This is a genomic window from Methylovirgula sp. 4M-Z18 (assembly GCF_037890675.1).
Taxonomy (GTDB): Bacteria; Pseudomonadota; Alphaproteobacteria; order Rhizobiales; family Beijerinckiaceae; genus 4M-Z18.
In genome coordinates this window covers 103432-118115 of sequence record NZ_CP149575.1, presented here as the reverse complement: position 1 = coordinate 118115, position 14684 = coordinate 103432, and the positions used below count along the sequence as shown (strand labels likewise).

Below are 14684 nucleotides of genomic sequence, written 5' to 3'. Positions count from 1 at the left end.
TGCATTCGACATCTATATCGCATATAGAGTGTGAACGCAATCTAAAAAAGAGGTCTATGATGCGTGTAAGTCGCGTTCAGGCTGAGGAAAACCGCCAAGCGGTGATCAATGTAGCAAGCCGCCTGTTTCGGGAGCACGGCTTTGATGGCATTGGCCTCAAGGACCTGATGGAAAGTGCCGGGCTGACCCAAGGTGCGTTTTACAAACAGTTCGCGTCGAAGGACGACCTGATGGTGCAGGCATCGAGGCGAGCTTTGGAGCACGCCTTTGATAGGTGGTCGGCCGCAGCCGCAGCCAATCCGCAGGACCCGTTTGGTGCGGTAATAGCGTTCTATCTCAGCATGGAGCATGGCGCGGAAAAGATGGACGGCTGTCCGATCGTCGCGCTTGGCTCGGATGCTGCCCGGCAAGGCGCCGATGTGAAGGCGTCATTCGAAGCCGGGATCAGGGAATACCTCGAGCTGCTCGGTCGTTGGTTGACCGATGCCGACGCCAGGGAATCAAGCAACAAAACCATGGCCGTTCTATCGACTATGATCGGTGCTGTCGTTCTCTCGCGGGCGGTAAATGACCAGGATTTGTCGAAGCGGTTCCTGCAGTCTGCGGCAGAGAGCGTGCGGACGACGATGTCCTCCGATGATGAGCGGCCGGGGGAGCGCCAATGAAATTGGAAACGGGACTAACCGCACCCGACGCCACTACAACATTCGCCGACGCATCTGAATGGTCCGGACTCGAATTTGTGGCGGCGCTGGCAGAGGGGAGGTTTCGCCGCCCTCCGATGGCAGAGACGCTGCCATTCACCTTGCTTCCCCCAGCGGAAGGCAAGGTTGAACTCCTAGCTACACCAGAGCCGCGCTTTTGCAACCTGACGAACACGGTTCATGGCGGCTGGATCATGACCATGCTCGACACCGTCATGTCGCTTGCAGCGCAGACGACGCTTTCGGCCGGGGAAACCTGTCCGTCGCATGAAACCACCGCCAAGTTCGTTCGCCCGATTTTCGCTGATTCCGGCGAATTGCGGGCGACCGGCCACGTCATCTCACGCGGCAAGACCGTCATCACGCTAGAGAGCAGGATCGAAGATGCACAAGGCAAACTCTATGCCCATGGCGCTTCAACGTGCTTGATCGTGAGCAGGAAGCCCTGATGTCAACGCTTTCGACCCTACACCTCTCGTATTCGGAGCGTCGCCTGCGCGACAGCAGAGGAGCCTTTTCAAATGAGTAGCTCAAGATTGCGGCGGTTCTTTTCAAAAGCGACATGGCACCGGTGGCTGCAGACGATTCGGCAATTTGAAGAGGCGACGGACTTCAATGAACTCGACTTCCTTGAGAAGCGGGTCAGAAGCCTCGAAGTGCGGGTTGCTGAAGCACATTCAACAATACAGCGCTCCAGCTCCCGAGAAAAATGAGCAACCGCGGCGTGCGCTTATCCGCACAGAAGTGAATTCAGGCCGGATAGCTCCGCTCACCTATCCAGCTGAATCGAGAGGAATGTAGATGCGACGGGTTGTTGTTACGGGCATGGGTGCGGTCACGCCGCTTGCCGCAAATGCAGAAACCTCCTGGTCGCGCCTTCTTGAGGGACAATCGGGGATACGGAAGCTTTCGGATCAGGTGGTGGGAGATCTCCCGACGAAAGTCGGTGGGGTAGTGCCATCTGCGCAAGAAGATCCAGAGGCTGGCTTCAACCCGGATGCCGTGATGGCACCGAAGGATCAGCGCAAGGTGGACCGTTTCATACTTTTTGCGCTGGCTGCCGCAGAAGAAGCATTGGCGCAGGCAAACTGGAAACCCGTCACTGAAACGGAACGCCTACGAACAGCTACGATCATCGCCTCTGGCATTGGCGGGTTCCCGGCTATCACGGAGGCGGTACGAGCCGTGGACTCGCGCGGTGTGCGTCGCCTGTCACCATTCACGATACCTTCCTTCCTCGTGAATCTCGCGGCGGGCCACATCTCGATCCGCCATGGCTTCAAGGGGCCGCTAGGCGCACCGGTGACGGCGTGTGCGGCCGGTATCCAGGCGATAGGTGACGCGACCCGCCTTATACGCGCCGGCGAGGTAGACATTGCGATAGCCGGCGGAACCGAGGCGTGCATGAACATCGTCAGCCTCGGCGGGTTTGCCGCGGCTCGCTCCCTTTCAACCGGGTTCAACGACACGCCTTCTCACGCCTCGCGACCTTTCGATAAAGCGCGTGATGGCTTCGTGATGGGTGAAGGGGCCGGAGTCCTTGTCATCGAGGAATTGAGCCACGCCCTCGCTCGTGGCGCAAAACCGATCGCAGAGATTGTCGGCTACGGCACCACGGCAGACGCCCATCACGTCACCTCCGGCCCTGAGGACGGTGACGGTGCGCGTCGAGCCATGGAAATCGCCATTGCCCAAGCTCAAATTTCACCAGAGGAGGTCCGCCATCTCAATGCGCACGCCACCTCTACGCCGGTAGGAGATCGGGGGGAAATCGAGGCGATCAAAAGCGTCTTCGGCACAAATGCCCGCATAGCCGTGAGTGCAACGAAGTCGGCGACTGGGCATCTGCTTGGAGCCGCCGGCGGACTTGCTGCGATCTTCACGATCTTGGCGCTCAGAGATCAAGTAGCACCTCCGACGCTTAATCTGAGCGATCCCGATCCAGCCGCCGAAGGGATCGACTTTGTTGCAGGCCAAGCGCGGGCAATGGATGCGGAATACGCGATTTCCAACGGCTTCGGATTTGGAGGCGTCAATGCCAGCGTTTTGTTTCGGCGCTGGGCTGGAGATGCGCATCAGGATCAGGGCGAGCACGCCGCTTTTGCGGGCGCGGTTCCATAGGTGCTGACATGCAGGGGACGACCGAGAAGAGAATCCGTAAATAAGACGAGAGACCGATCATGACAGCCACCAAGAACATCGTTGAACTAAAACCCAAAATCACTGTCATCGGCGTCGGTGGCGGCGGCGGAAATGCCGTCAACAATATGATCGCGCAGAAGCTCGACGGTGCAGAATTTGTTGTCGCGAATACTGACGCTCAGGCGCTTACCATGTCAAAGGCATCGCGCCTGATCCAGTTGGGCGCGAATACAACCGGGGGGCTCGGAGCCGGTTCCCATCCCGAAGTCGGTCGCGTGGCAGCCGAGGAGTCGATTAGCGAGATCATGGATCATCTGGCGGAGTCACAGATGTGTTTTGTGACAGCCGGAATGGGCGGTGGCACGGGGACCGGCGCTGCCCCCATTATTGCCCACGCTGCGCGTCAGGCAGGCATTCTCACTGTAGCGGTTGTTTCCAAGCCGTTCAGCTTTGAGGGAAGACGCCGGATGCAGGCAGCCGAACTGGGTATCGAATTACTCCGCGAGTGTGCCGACACGGTTATTGTTATCCCGAACCAGAACCTTTTCCGGGTCGCTGATGCGAAGACGACCTTTGCAGATGCATTCGCGATGGCGGATCGCGTTCTCTATGAGGGCGTCGGGTGCATCACCGATCTGATCGTGAAGGAGGGACTGATCAATCTCGATTTCGCTGACGTGAGATCGGTGATGCGAGATATGGGACGGGCCATGATGGGCACCGGCGAGGCGTTTGGGCAGGACCGCGCCAAGACCGCTGCGGAAGCGGCGATCGCAAATCCACTTTTCGACGAAGCTTCGGTGGGAGGCGCCAAAGGCGTGCTGATCTCAGTTTCCGGCGGGCCGGACATGACGCTTTTTGAAATTGACGAAGCGGCGACCCGCATTCGCGAGGAAGTCGATGAGAACGCAGACGTCATCATTGGCGCGATTGTCGACGACGCTCTCGACGGAAAATTCAAAGTCTCAGTCGTCGCGACCGGCCTTCGGCAGACGGCGGAGGTAATTCAGTTTGCACATAAAATCGCGTGAACGGGCGCTCATAGCGTAGTTCAGCATAACAGGAGAGCTGGTTTCCATGACTACAACTAATCTCGGGGTCGCCTTAGTGACGGGAGCATCTTCCGGAATTGGAAATGCAACGGCCAAAATTCTGCAAAAAGCCGGTTATCAGGTGTTTGGAACGAGCCGCCGTACAGTGACGGAACGAACCGAAAGCTTTGCTATGCTCACTTGCGACATCACTGATGAAGCGTCCGTTGAAAGATTAGTCGATCAGGTATTGGCAGAGGCAGGCCGCATTGACCTGCTTGTCAACAATGCCGGCATGGGACTTTTGGGCGGCGCGGAAGAATCCTCGATTGCCCAGGCGCAAGCTCTTTTCGACGTGAATGTCTTTGGCGTTGTCCGCATGACAAACGCGGTTCTGCCGACGATGCGACGCCAAGGCAAAGGCAGGATCGTCAATGTGAGTTCGGTGCAGGGCTTCATTCCCGCTCCTTATTTCGCGCTCTATTCCTCGACCAAACATGCCATTGAAGGTTATTCCGAGTCGCTAGACCATGAACTGCGGCCATTCGGCATTCGCGTGGTCTTGGTCGAGCCTGCCTATACTCGAACGCTATTCGAGGAAAGTCTCGCGACGCCGGACCAGTTGCTCGACATCTACGAAACTTCGCGCGCTGGCATGAAAGCAGCCGTGCGGCAGGCTATGGAAAAAGGCGATACTCCCGAAGTTGTGGCCTCGACCATTTTGGCGGCGGCTACCGATCCAGAACCGAAGAGGCGCTATCCGGCGGGAAAAATGGCTCGCCAGGTTAGCTTCCTGCGCCGTTTCGTCCCGGCATCCGCATTCGACAAGAGCCTTCGTAAGCAGCTCGGACTTCCAGTTTCGAAGTGAGCACAAGGGCGAAGTTCCGCAACGAGAGTGGACTTGCGGAAACAGAATAAAGCGAGAGGGAAACATGATTAATGCCGCATCGTGGTTCAGAAACGCGGAACGCCGGAAGGACCAACGCTGACAAGACCAACTAAGGGAGACGGCAATGACGATGCAGCAAGATTGACCGGCAGGTTAGCTCGCGGTCTTATGTCAGCGCGACTTTTTCATGCCGATCAGCAAAAGCAACAGCTGCCAAATCGCCTGTGAGTTCCATAACCTATATTATGCGAATGAAATCAAAATATTAGCGTAATTTATTAATGTATAGCGTTTGGTTTGGGATGTCCACCCTCTCGGACCGGAAAACGTCGAAGACGAAATCCTCCGCTCGCCGGCGTCGGCAGGCTCCTATAGTTTTCAGCCTCTTGCGCGAGCGCGGATTCTTCATGCCGCACATGCGCGCGCAAATCGATCAATGTAAATCGGCGCGGGGTCCGGACGTCGGTCGGCGTAGGGTGAAGGTCGCAAGTAGTTGATATTTCTTGTAGCCTTTGGCGGCCCCAGGGTCACATTTCCAATCGGGATGACACTGAGGGGCAGATGGCTCTTCTCGGGGCGCATAGGACGGAAATAATAGCGGAGCGGCGAGAAACTTCCAATCCTTTGGGGTAGATTAAGGCTCTAGTAGTTGTGACTTAAGCTTCACCGAGAAAAGCGATGCGGCCCCTTCCGGACTTGAAAACACTGCAGATCGTGGCCGCGGTGGCGGAAACGGGCAGCATGCACGAGGCTGCCCAGCGTTTTCAGATTACGCAGTCCGCCGTGTCGCAGGCTGTGAGACCGGCCGAGGAGGCTGCAGGCACCAGGCTGTTGGATCGAAGCCGTAGGCCGCTCGTGCCCACGCGGGCAGGCCGTATCCTGGCGAGCCGTATCTTCGATCTAAACCACAACTATGAGGCGTTGCTCGGCTCGTTGAGAGCTGCCGCTACCTTGCCCGAGCGCATTGATCTACGCCTTGGTCTCGTGGACTCGTATGCCGGCACCGTCGGCGCCTATCTTGTCAAGGAGCCCATGACCGGCACGACGGCGCTAAGCCTCTTCGTCTGGTCTGGACTTGCAGCTTCCCATGCAGAGGCGCTGCTGCTTTGTGCCGATTTGTCCGAGACCATCGCATGAGCTTCCTGATAGGGAGCCAATCATGCGAACGGTTTCGGGGCGTTGTCATTCGCCAGATCTTGTGATGCCTGCGGATTGCGCCAGATGGGTGCTCCGGGCCGGCGCATCTCTCGGGGGGCAATTCTATGCAGGCGCGCTCCAGGGCATGTCTAAGAGCTTCGATAGACAGTTGGGTGGTGCGGAAAGGTTTAAAACGTGGCTTGGCGTCGGGGTGAGTAACTGCCTCGAATCGGATGAACCGGACCAAGATGATCTGTTGGTCACAACTTAAGAAGTTGAACGGGGAAGTTGAAAATGTAATTCTGCTTCGAAGTGGGCCCCTCCTCTCTCGATCATTCACTTTACTGAGTGGCTTCTAGAGTTCGTCAAGCTCAGATCAAGCGCATTTGCATCCTGTAAGACCCAGCGCCATCCACTGACTTTGCCGTTATTCCAAGATGGTGGCTGCATAGTCCATTGCACCATACTAGACGTGGACGATAACAATCCGTTCTTTCTCGATCCGATCGAAAATCAGATAGTGTCCATGCACTCGGCGATCAACGCCGTAACCTGATATCGGTCCACCAAAGGAAAGCCCTTCGGGCTGTGCACCAAAGCCTCGTATTTTCCCGCGTAGCTCTCTGACGAACGAGAGCGCGCGACGCGGACTGCCTTGCGCGATATTTTCTGCGATCCGTTCCAGGTTGATTTCAGATTCGTTGGAAAATTCAACGATCATTCTAACTTTCGGTTCGCGTGGTGACCGCGCGATATTTTGCCTCCAGTCGGTCGAATATCTCGCCGGCAGGCTTCGCGCGGCCCGCGTCAACATCTGCTATGCCGCGCACGATCGAGGCGTCCAGAGCGGCCAATTTCGTTTCTCGGTCCTGAATGAGCCGCACGCCTTCTCTTAGAACCTCACTTGTCGAGCCATAGCGGCCTGCATCAACGAGCCTCTGAATATAGCTTTCAAGCTGCTTGCCGAGATCAGCGCAGATCATGGGAGTCTCTCCATCGGTTTCAATGTTTCAAAGATGACACTCGATGAACAATTATCAATCCTGCCCAACGCCAGGATGCCGCAATCAACCGAAAGGTAACCGCAGTTGTTGCTAAGCGGTCGTAGCCTTGAAGTTACGTATTAGGCGAAAGACGATTGTAGCTGGGGTAGGTTCAAGTTTGAAGTGCGACTTGCGAGAGATGCTGAAGCGGCTGATCAAGCCAACGCTCGGCTTCAAATCGATGAAGCCTGCCTACGACACGCGCAAGGGCTTTGACGGTGCCTCCGGCCCCATTCGTCGGCGATGATGCGGTTCATCCTCGCCTTGACCGCGTGCGGCAGCGGTCCGAGCGAGTTGCCGTCGAGATAGATCACCCCTTCGGGCAGATCGAACAGGGCGCGGGTGGCCGCAAAATCGCTCGTCATTTCTCTGTCACTCCTCAAGAACGGTTTTCAACCAGGACCAGAGGTAGACGGCGAGGCCGCGCTCGACATGCAGGCGCAGGCCGCCCGACGGATCATGGCGATAAAGAACGGAGGGAATGCCCGCGAAGCCGACCGTTGCGGCCGGACCTCCATTTGCCGGATCGACGGTGGTGGCTCGGGACAGAAGGGCCGTCACCCCTTCGCCGGTCAGTTCGAAGACGTGCTCCGCACCTCCAGTCAGCGTAACGGCGAACCCCGCTTCGTTCCAGCTTTCTTTCACCCTGTCGGGCAGAGGGCCGACCACCAGCAGACGATCCCGGGTCAGCCGCACGGTATAGATGTCGCCCTGGACCGTGCCGAGCGCCCCGGCCCCTTGCGGATCGAGACCCGACACATGACCGAACACTGCCAGATCGCCGCTCACCAGCGCCAGATCCGGCAGATCGAGGCTTCGGACTGTGACGCCTTTCAGGTCGAGCGCCGCCGCGCCCCAGTCAGGCGCGGCATCCCACTTTGCTGCATGATCAAGCATGAAGACGCTCCCCCTCGGGGTCGAAGGCGCAAACCGGCGCGACCCGTGCGGTCAGGCTCTGACCCAGATGATGCAACTCGACCGTCTCGCCCATCCGGGACGCACCGTTCTCAATCAGCGCAAGCGCGATCGGCTGGTCAAGGTTGGGGCTGAAATGGCTGGTAGTCACAAAGCCGATGCTGCGCTTGCCGCCTCCGGCGCGCTCCACCGCGTGCGCGCCCGGCGGCAGGACCGTGCCGGTCACGCTCTGCAAGCCCACAAGCGCGCGTGCCTGATCGGCCACGGCGGGCAGGCGCAGCGAGCGGCGGCCGATATACTCGCCCTTCTTCTTCTGGAAGGGGCCGCTGACGCCCAGGTCCATCGGGCGGGTGCGGCCGTCGGTATCCTTGCCGATGACGATATAGCCCTTTTCGGCCCGCAGGATCATCAGCGCCTCACCGCCAAGAAGGATGGCATCGAAGGCCCGCCCAGCCTCCTTCAGCGCCCGCCACAGCGGCAGCGCTCGGTCGGCGCGGATCGAAAGTTCGTAGGAACGGTCGCCGGTGAAGCTGACTCGGGTGACGCGCACCGGCTCGATGCCGAAAGTGCCCCAGGCCAGCGCCATATGCGGCAGGGTGGCATCGTCCAGATCCATGCCCAGACCGACGGCCTGCAACAGCGCCCGCGACTTCGGCCCGGTGACAGTCAGCGTCGCGTGGCGCGCGGTGGCGTCATGGATCACCACCCGACGACGGTCGAAACGATCCTGACGCCATTCTTCCAGCAGCATCGCCACGCCCTGCACATGCGAGGAAGAGCAGGAGACGACGAAGCGGTTCTCGTCCAGCCGCACCAGCACGCCATCGTCATAGACCGCGCCCTGCTCGGTCAGGATGAAGCCATAGCGGCAGTGCTGCGGCTTCAGCGTGGACATCGTGTTGTAATAAATGAAGTCGAGGAATTTCGCCGCGTCCGGGCCGATCACCTCGATCTTGCCCAGGGGAGAGCCGTCAAACAGCGCCACGCCGCGCCGCGCGGCAGTTGCTTCGCGCACGACCTCGGCCGCCTCGCCGCCCTTACCGAACCACGCCGGACGCAGCCAGCCACCATATTCACGGAATAGCGCACCGTCGGCCCGGTGTTCGGCTTCCAGCGGCAACCGGCGCAGCGGATTCATAAGCTGCCCGCCGCGCAGGCCCGCGAAGGACGCCAGCGGGATTGGCACGAAAGGCGGGCGGTAAGTCGTGGTTCCGGTGTCCTGGATGCTGCGTCCGGTGATCTGCGCCATCAGGGCGAGACCTGGCAGGTTCGAGGTCTTGCCCTGATCGTTGGCCATCCCTAGCGTGGTGTAGCGCTTCAGATGCTCGATGGAGGTGAAATTCTCACGCGCGGCGAGCTCGACATTCTTGGCGGTGACGTCATTTTGCAAATCGAGCCAGATCCGTCCTTTCGCCTGGGGTGTGGGCCAGGCGGCCGAGATGCCGAGCGGCCATTCCGGCGCCTCTACGGTAGGCGCGGCGCCGGCTCCGGTCGCGGCAGCCTCGTCCAGCACCTCGGCGAGGCCGAACCGGCCTGCCGCCGCGCCGATCACCGTCAGCCCCGCCACCTTGCGATCCGGGACAAAGCCCTGAATCTCGTCGTTCCAGCGCAGCTTGCCCTGCGCCTGGCAATAAAGATGGACCGTCGGGGTATGGCCGCCCGAGACCAGAACCGCATCGGCCTCGATCCGCTCGCCCGAGGCAAGCTGCACCGCCTCGACCGACCTCCGACCGAGAACGCTCTCGATCCGCCCCGCGACCACGCGCAAGCCCTCCGCCCCCGCCGGGCGGTCGGAGCGCAGGTCGACGACGCTGACCTCTATTCCGGCGTGCGACAAGGCCCTGGCGGTCTCGTAGGCGAGCCCGTTGTTGGTGGCGACGACGACCCGCCGGCCGACCGCCACACCGTATCGGTTCAGATAATGCAGGCCGGCTACAGCAGACATGACGCCGGACGGTCATTGTTGGCGAAGGGCAGGCCGCGCTCGATCGCGCCGCTGGCGAGGATCGTCACGGCCGCCCGCACGCGCCATAGGCGGGGTGCCTTGCCCTCGCCCCGATCCTCGGCCAGCCCGGTCAACCTATGCTCGTAGCGCCCGAACGCTGTGGTTCGGGTCAGCACCTCGGTGCCGAGGTCGCGGAGCCGCGCGACGGTTTGTGCCGCCCAGTCCCGCCCATTCCGCCCGTCGATGCGGCCCTCGCGATACAGCAGGCTGCCGCCCGCGACCGGCTGATCGTCGCAAACGATAACCTTACGGCCCCGCTCCGCTGCTGCTAGCGCTGCGGTCAGGCCCGCGGGTCCCGCACCGATGATCAGCACGTCGCAGAAGGTGTTGGCCGGCGCGGTGGCGGCGAACCCTTTCGCCTGAAGGTCTAGAACGCCCAACCCGGCCATGGCGCGGATCCGCGGCTCGAACACGTGCCAGTCGGGGAACATGAAGGTCTTGTAGTAGAAGGCCGCCGGGATGAAGCGCGCGAAACGGTCCAGGAAGGCGCTGCGATCCCGCTCGGCCGTGGGTCGGCCGTTGATTGAGCGCAGGACCATGTCGTCGCGTGCCGCCTCGACCGTCATCTGCACGTTGGGGCGGTGATGCGCGCCGTGGATGTCGGCCATGCCGTTTGGTTCCTCGGCACCCGCGCTCCAGAACCCGCGCGGACGGTGATACTTGAAACCGCGCCCAACGATCGAAACGCCCGAGGCAATGAGCGCCGAGGCCACGCTGTCACCCTGGAAGCCGCTCACGCGGCGGCCATCGAAGGTAAAGGAAAGAGGCTTGCGGCGGTCGATCGCCCAGCCATGGTTGTCGACGCGCCAGCCGGTCATGCCTGTTCCTCCGGAACGAGGGCTTCGGTCGCTATGACCTCATGGGTCAGCGTGTCGCGCTCCATCATGAAGACTTCGCGACATGGCAGGTGCATCCAGATCTCGCGCGCGGCGCCGCGACGGTTGTTGCGGAAATAGAGATAATCTGTCCAGGCATTGGCCTCGACGTCGCCCTCGGGGCGCAGATTGCCCGCGTCGCCGCCGAAATGGAACTCGGTCTCGGCTCGCGGCCCGCAAAAGGGACAGGTGAAGAGTTGCATGCTAGGCCCTTTTCAATGCGCAATGCCCGCGCCCGCCGCCTCGTCGATCATGTGGCCGCTGCGGAAGCGCGACAGATCGAACGGCCGACTGATTTCGTGGTGGCCGCCAGTGGCGAGGAGATGGGCGAAGACCGTGCCGCCCGCCGGAATGCCCTTGAAGCCGCCGGTGCCCCAGCCGCCGTTGATGAAGAGGCCCGGCAGCGGGCTTTCGCCGAAGATGGGCGAACTGTCGGGCGTGACGTCCACCGTCCCACCCCATTGCCGCAAAAGCCGCAGTTGACGGAAGATCGGGAACATTTCGAGAAGGCCCGACAGCACGGTTTCAAGCTGCGGAAGATTGCCGCGCTGGCCGTAGGAGGGCACGCGGTCCAGTCCGCCGCCGATCACCATTTCGCCCTTGTCGGACTGACTGACGTAGGTGCCGGTCATAGGCGAGACGAGCACCGTGTCGAAGATCGGCTTCACGGGCTCGGAGACACAGGCTTGCAAGGTGTAGGAGGTGATCGGAAGCCGGAAGCCCGCCTTCGCCGCCAGCGCGCCCGAACTTCCCGCCACCGCCATGCCGACGCGGTCGGCGCGGATCTCGCCCTTCGAGGTCGCCACGCCCACGCAGCGCCCGCCCTCGACCAGAAACTCTTGCACGTCGCATTGCTGGATAATGTCCACGCCCAGCCGGTCGGCGGCACGGGCGTAACCCCAGGCCACGGCATCGTGCCGGGCGACGCCGGCGCGAGCCTGGAAGATGGCGCCATAGACCGGATAACGGGCGTCCGGCGCGTAGTTGAAGATCGGCACCCTCCGTTTCACCTCGGCCAGATCTAGGAGTTCGGCGCTCACTCCGTTGACCTGCATGGCATTGACCATTCGGGCGGCCATCTCCATCTCGCCCGGGCTGGATACGATCTGCATCATGCCGCGCTGCGACAGCATGATGTTGTAGTTCAGCTCGCGCCCCAGCTTTTCGTAGAGCCGAAGCGAGAGGTCATAGAGCGCCGTGCTTTCGAGATAGAAGTAGTTCGACCGGATCGCCGTGGTGTTGCGGCCAGTGTTCCCGCCGCCCAGCCAGTTGCGCTCAATCACTGCTACATTGCGTGCCCCGTGTGTCGTTTTGTAGTTCATGGTGAGACTTGGGCTTTGTCGGCATCAGATTTGCACTTCATGTGAGACCGGGACGCGCCCGAGTCTCACATGAAGTGCACAATTCAAGCGAACGCGGCCTCTTTCTCGATCGCGGGTTTCCACGCCTCCACTGCATCGTCGATGATGCGGTCGGTTCCATTGCGGATAGCCTCGATGGCGAGTTGGTTCATCATCGAGAAGATTTTTGCGGTAATTCCTTCGGAGACGCGAGCGATATGGCGAATGCTCTGCGCTGAGAGTGCGGATGGGTGCCTGAGAGGTAGGCTGCGCAGAACCGCCGATATTAACGCCTGGAACTCGGCGTCTGCTTTCCATCGTGGCAACGCGATTTGGTCCAGACGGCGAGCGAGCTGGACATCACCAGCGATCGCTTCGCGGGCTTCGGCGATGCCCAGGCAGACAAGCGAGGCTTTCAATTCGTTGCTGAGGAAACGGAGAAGCTGCAGGACGACGCGTTGCTCCCGCGGACTTCCAGCCAAGAGATTGTGGATCTCATCGAACACAAGGACCCGAACACCGGCCTGTTTGAGCAAACGTACAGCTCTGCCCTCCAGGTCGGCGAGGGTTGCCGCGCGCTGGTCGATGCCGATATCCAGCGCAGCCAAGAGCTGCGCGTAAATACGACGTTCATTGGGCCGCGAGGTCAGCGTGATGGAAATCACGGGGGTTGACTCCACTCCGTGAGCAAGATGGTTGGTCGGTGGATTGTTCCGACGAAATTTCTCTACAAGCATGGTCTTGCCCATGCCGCTATGAGCAAAAACTGCAATCCCTGGCGGCCGGGTCGATGGTGGGTCATCCCGGAGGGACTGCAGATGTTCGAGTACATGCCGGGCACGTGAAAAGCCTACCCACCGTTCTGTTCGAACTGCGCGAATGCGCAGGTCATCCTGCAGCTGCGCCACAGCCGCCGCGCTGGGGGCAAGATGCGGCAGAAGAGATGGATCGAACTGCGTCATTCCCAGAACTCCATATCATCGTCTCCCTCCCCCGAAACCTTCGCGGTATCGATCCCGGTTATTTTTATGGGCATTGAGTCCGAAGGATTCTCGTCTTTGGAAGGTCGCCGAGCGATCTTTCGTCGGGCAGATGTACTTGCAAGACTGGCCGCATCCTCGATACGGCGCTGATGGGCCAAGCTGCTAAAAATAGTCGCCTCGCTGAGCTCCCGCTTGCCCTGCTCATACAAGTGCCTTTTGGTATGTCGCCATTCCCACCAGGTTACTGGTGGATATGCAAGATTGCGGTAGCGCGCTTCTACAAAATGGCCACCAGATTGACGAACGAATATGCGGGAAAGGTCTCGCGGATCGTATCTTACGGTCAACCGACTGCCGCGGCCAATATCTCGTGACAACGCATCAGACCAATAGCGAATTTTTTCGAAATGGATGCCATCCTTCGACAGACGCCGCTCGATTGAAGGCAGAAAGGACGTCCAAAATGCCATGCGATCAGGCGGAAGGTCAAAATCGACTTTGCCTTGCAGGTCTTGCCAAACATTCACGGGCGGTCGTAGCAAGCTGGAATGGATACGGTGATGATAGACTCCAGCAATCTGTAAAGTCAGCCAAGCTTCGAGTTCTCGCAGCGTGAAGGTCGCCCTGCCCTCAGCGTCATAATCGCCTCGCGCCTTTATGTTGGAGAAAGTGGTTCCGGGCAGGATATGGACCGCTCCCATCACCGTACCAATCAACCGTTCTATATGCCCGCCGAACCGCGGTGTCGCGGGGGGCCTGAATTGCAATTTCATGCCGTATTCACGGCATGCGTTTTGCAACGCTTTCGAATGAAATTCGGCGCCATTGTCACAGTGCAGGATGGATGGAAGTCCTGAAATTGGCCAGGTTAGATCAAGACCACGTTCGGCCATCCAGCTTGTCTTGTCGTAAGCCGCATGTAGTAGACACAACCCAACCGAGACGCTTGATGGCGGGTCGAGCGACAGATAGAACCCAGCGACCATTCGTGTGCAGACATCGATGGCGATTGTCAGGACAGGGCGCCCTATTGGCTTGCGAAGCTGCTCGTCGACGATGATCACGTCCACAAGGGTATGGTCAATCTGCCAAACTTCGTTTGCTGAACTTGCGGAATAGGATCCAGGGCTGGACACAGTTGAGGCAACATCCCCCTCCCCTCGTCTACGTACAACAAGGCCGCGCTCGAGTTCGTCTACTCGACATTTGACGGTGCGTCGGTTTGGTGGACGGAGCCCTTCAACTTGGCAGGCATCGATTAGGCGTTGCATCAACGCCGACATCGAGGGGCGTTCGCGCCGGAGCCAAAACCGGTCAATCATCTCTGAAATGATGGACTCGACCCTGATGTCCAAGCGCTTGGCGCCGTGAGGCGTTCCGACGGGCTTGGGTAAAAGGCTTGAGGAGCGCTTAGATTTGCGAAATCGGGCAACCAGGCGAAACAACGTCGAACGAGGGATTCCAAGCTCCTCGCGGGCAATCGTGGCAATCTCGCGCGTAACCTGCCATCCCGATGCATGCAATAGCCGGCGCAACAAGGCATCCCGTCGTCCGGCTTCTTGCCGGCGAGCCTCCTCGGAAGTGTCTGTCGTGCCCGACTTCATCCGAGGAGATTACGGT

Annotated in this window: 15 protein-coding genes and 1 pseudogene; 6 read left to right on the top strand and 10 right to left on the bottom strand. The window is 60.0% G+C overall.

Annotation, left to right across the window (positions count from 1 at the left end; genetic code table 11):
• Positions 1-59: 59 nt before the first annotated feature.
• The 6 genes from V9T28_RS23015 to V9T28_RS22990 all read left to right on the top strand — a co-directional run bounded on the left by V9T28_RS23015 (position 60) and on the right by V9T28_RS22990 (position 5903).
• On the top strand, positions 60-665 hold the full coding sequence (locus tag V9T28_RS23015) for a TetR/AcrR family transcriptional regulator (protein ID WP_116402105.1): 606 nt from the start codon (positions 60-62) through the stop codon (positions 663-665).
• The gene (locus V9T28_RS23010; RefSeq protein ID WP_245424191.1) at positions 662-1153 is read left to right on the top strand and encodes a PaaI family thioesterase; all 492 of its coding nucleotides are present in this window, start codon (positions 662-664) and stop codon (positions 1151-1153) included. The genes V9T28_RS23015 and V9T28_RS23010 overlap by 4 nt, the downstream gene beginning before the upstream one ends.
• Before the next feature lie 352 nt (positions 1154-1505).
• Positions 1506-2825 carry a beta-ketoacyl-ACP synthase II gene (fabF, locus tag V9T28_RS23005; protein ID WP_116402062.1) on the top strand — a complete coding sequence of 440 codons (1320 nt, stop codon included), beginning with the start codon at positions 1506-1508 and terminating at the stop codon, positions 2823-2825.
• Between the two features lie 59 nt (positions 2826-2884).
• Complete coding sequence (ftsZ, locus tag V9T28_RS23000; RefSeq protein ID WP_116402063.1) at positions 2885-3877, top strand: cell division protein FtsZ; 993 nt, start codon at positions 2885-2887, stop codon at positions 3875-3877.
• A 46-nt stretch (positions 3878-3923) separates the two neighbouring features.
• Positions 3924-4745, top strand: coding sequence for an oxidoreductase (locus tag V9T28_RS22995; RefSeq protein WP_116402064.1), 822 nt, complete (start codon positions 3924-3926; stop codon positions 4743-4745).
• Between the two features lie 699 nt (positions 4746-5444).
• Entirely contained in the window at positions 5445-5903 is a 459-nt protein-coding gene (locus V9T28_RS22990) for a LysR family transcriptional regulator (RefSeq protein ID WP_116402065.1), read from the top strand.
• Between the two features lie 466 nt (positions 5904-6369).
• On the opposite strand, the gene V9T28_RS22985 is transcribed toward V9T28_RS22990, so the two are convergent.
• The 10 genes and pseudogenes from V9T28_RS22985 to V9T28_RS22940 form a co-directional block, all read right to left on the bottom strand.
• Positions 6370-6624 (bottom strand): type II toxin-antitoxin system RelE/ParE family toxin, encoded by a 255-nt coding sequence (locus V9T28_RS22985; protein WP_116402067.1) that lies wholly within the window; start codon positions 6622-6624, stop codon positions 6370-6372.
• Between the two features lies 1 nt (position 6625).
• Positions 6626-6886, bottom strand: a complete 261-nt coding sequence (locus V9T28_RS22980; RefSeq protein ID WP_116402068.1) for a type II toxin-antitoxin system ParD family antitoxin — start codon at positions 6884-6886, stop codon at positions 6626-6628.
• Positions 6887-7173: 287 nt separating this feature from the next.
• Positions 7174-7311 (bottom strand): annotated as a pseudogene (locus tag V9T28_RS22975) (kynureninase); the annotation flags it as partial.
• Between the two features lie 7 nt (positions 7312-7318).
• Positions 7319-7843 carry a sarcosine oxidase subunit gamma family protein gene (locus V9T28_RS22970; RefSeq protein WP_116402069.1) on the bottom strand — a complete coding sequence of 175 codons (525 nt, stop codon included), beginning with the start codon at positions 7841-7843 and terminating at the stop codon, positions 7319-7321.
• On the bottom strand, positions 7836-9806 hold the full coding sequence (locus V9T28_RS22965) for a glycine cleavage T C-terminal barrel domain-containing protein (protein ID WP_245424192.1): 1971 nt from the start codon (positions 9804-9806) through the stop codon (positions 7836-7838). The genes V9T28_RS22970 and V9T28_RS22965 overlap by 8 nt, the downstream gene beginning before the upstream one ends.
• Complete coding sequence (locus V9T28_RS22960; protein ID WP_245424193.1) at positions 9794-10684, bottom strand: FAD-dependent oxidoreductase; 891 nt, start codon at positions 10682-10684, stop codon at positions 9794-9796. Before V9T28_RS22960 ends, V9T28_RS22965 begins: the two co-directional genes overlap by 13 nt.
• Positions 10681-10944, bottom strand: a complete 264-nt coding sequence (locus V9T28_RS22955; RefSeq protein WP_116402070.1) for a sarcosine oxidase subunit delta — start codon at positions 10942-10944, stop codon at positions 10681-10683. Before V9T28_RS22955 ends, V9T28_RS22960 begins: the two co-directional genes overlap by 4 nt.
• A 12-nt stretch (positions 10945-10956) precedes the next feature.
• Positions 10957-12063, bottom strand: coding sequence for a sarcosine oxidase subunit beta family protein (locus V9T28_RS22950; RefSeq protein ID WP_245424194.1), 1107 nt, complete (start codon positions 12061-12063; stop codon positions 10957-10959).
• A gap of 83 nt (positions 12064-12146) precedes the next feature.
• Positions 12147-13043 carry a TniB family NTP-binding protein gene (locus V9T28_RS22945; protein ID WP_116402071.1) on the bottom strand — a complete coding sequence of 299 codons (897 nt, stop codon included), beginning with the start codon at positions 13041-13043 and terminating at the stop codon, positions 12147-12149.
• On the bottom strand, positions 13040-14668 hold the full coding sequence (locus V9T28_RS22940; protein ID WP_116402072.1) for a Mu transposase C-terminal domain-containing protein: 1629 nt from the start codon (positions 14666-14668) through the stop codon (positions 13040-13042). The genes V9T28_RS22945 and V9T28_RS22940 overlap by 4 nt, the downstream gene beginning before the upstream one ends.
• Positions 14669-14684 lie beyond the last annotated feature (16 nt).

Coding starts and splice junctions, on each gene's coding strand:
- V9T28_RS23015 (WP_116402105.1), top strand. CDS start 60: ATGCGTGTAAGTCGCGTTCAGGCTGAGGAAAACCGCCAAGCGGTGATC.
- V9T28_RS23010 (WP_245424191.1), top strand. CDS start 662: ATGAAATTGGAAACGGGACTAACCGCACCCGACGCCACTACAACATTC.
- fabF (WP_116402062.1), top strand. CDS start 1,506: ATGCGACGGGTTGTTGTTACGGGCATGGGTGCGGTCACGCCGCTTGCC.
- ftsZ (WP_116402063.1), top strand. CDS start 2,885: ATGACAGCCACCAAGAACATCGTTGAACTAAAACCCAAAATCACTGTC.
- V9T28_RS22995 (WP_116402064.1), top strand. CDS start 3,924: ATGACTACAACTAATCTCGGGGTCGCCTTAGTGACGGGAGCATCTTCC.
- V9T28_RS22990 (WP_116402065.1), top strand. CDS start 5,445: ATGCGGCCCCTTCCGGACTTGAAAACACTGCAGATCGTGGCCGCGGTG.
- V9T28_RS22985 (WP_116402067.1), bottom strand. CDS start 6,624: ATGATCGTTGAATTTTCCAACGAATCTGAAATCAACCTGGAACGGATC.
- V9T28_RS22980 (WP_116402068.1), bottom strand. CDS start 6,886: ATGATCTGCGCTGATCTCGGCAAGCAGCTTGAAAGCTATATTCAGAGG.
- V9T28_RS22970 (WP_116402069.1), bottom strand. CDS start 7,843: ATGCTTGATCATGCAGCAAAGTGGGATGCCGCGCCTGACTGGGGCGCG.
- V9T28_RS22965 (WP_245424192.1), bottom strand. CDS start 9,806: ATGTCTGCTGTAGCCGGCCTGCATTATCTGAACCGATACGGTGTGGCG.
- V9T28_RS22960 (WP_245424193.1), bottom strand. CDS start 10,684: ATGACCGGCTGGCGCGTCGACAACCATGGCTGGGCGATCGACCGCCGC.
- V9T28_RS22955 (WP_116402070.1), bottom strand. CDS start 10,944: ATGCAACTCTTCACCTGTCCCTTTTGCGGGCCGCGAGCCGAGACCGAG.
- V9T28_RS22950 (WP_245424194.1), bottom strand. CDS start 12,063: ATGAACTACAAAACGACACACGGGGCACGCAATGTAGCAGTGATTGAG.
- V9T28_RS22945 (WP_116402071.1), bottom strand. CDS start 13,043: ATGACGCAGTTCGATCCATCTCTTCTGCCGCATCTTGCCCCCAGCGCG.
- V9T28_RS22940 (WP_116402072.1), bottom strand. CDS start 14,668: ATGAAGTCGGGCACGACAGACACTTCCGAGGAGGCTCGCCGGCAAGAA.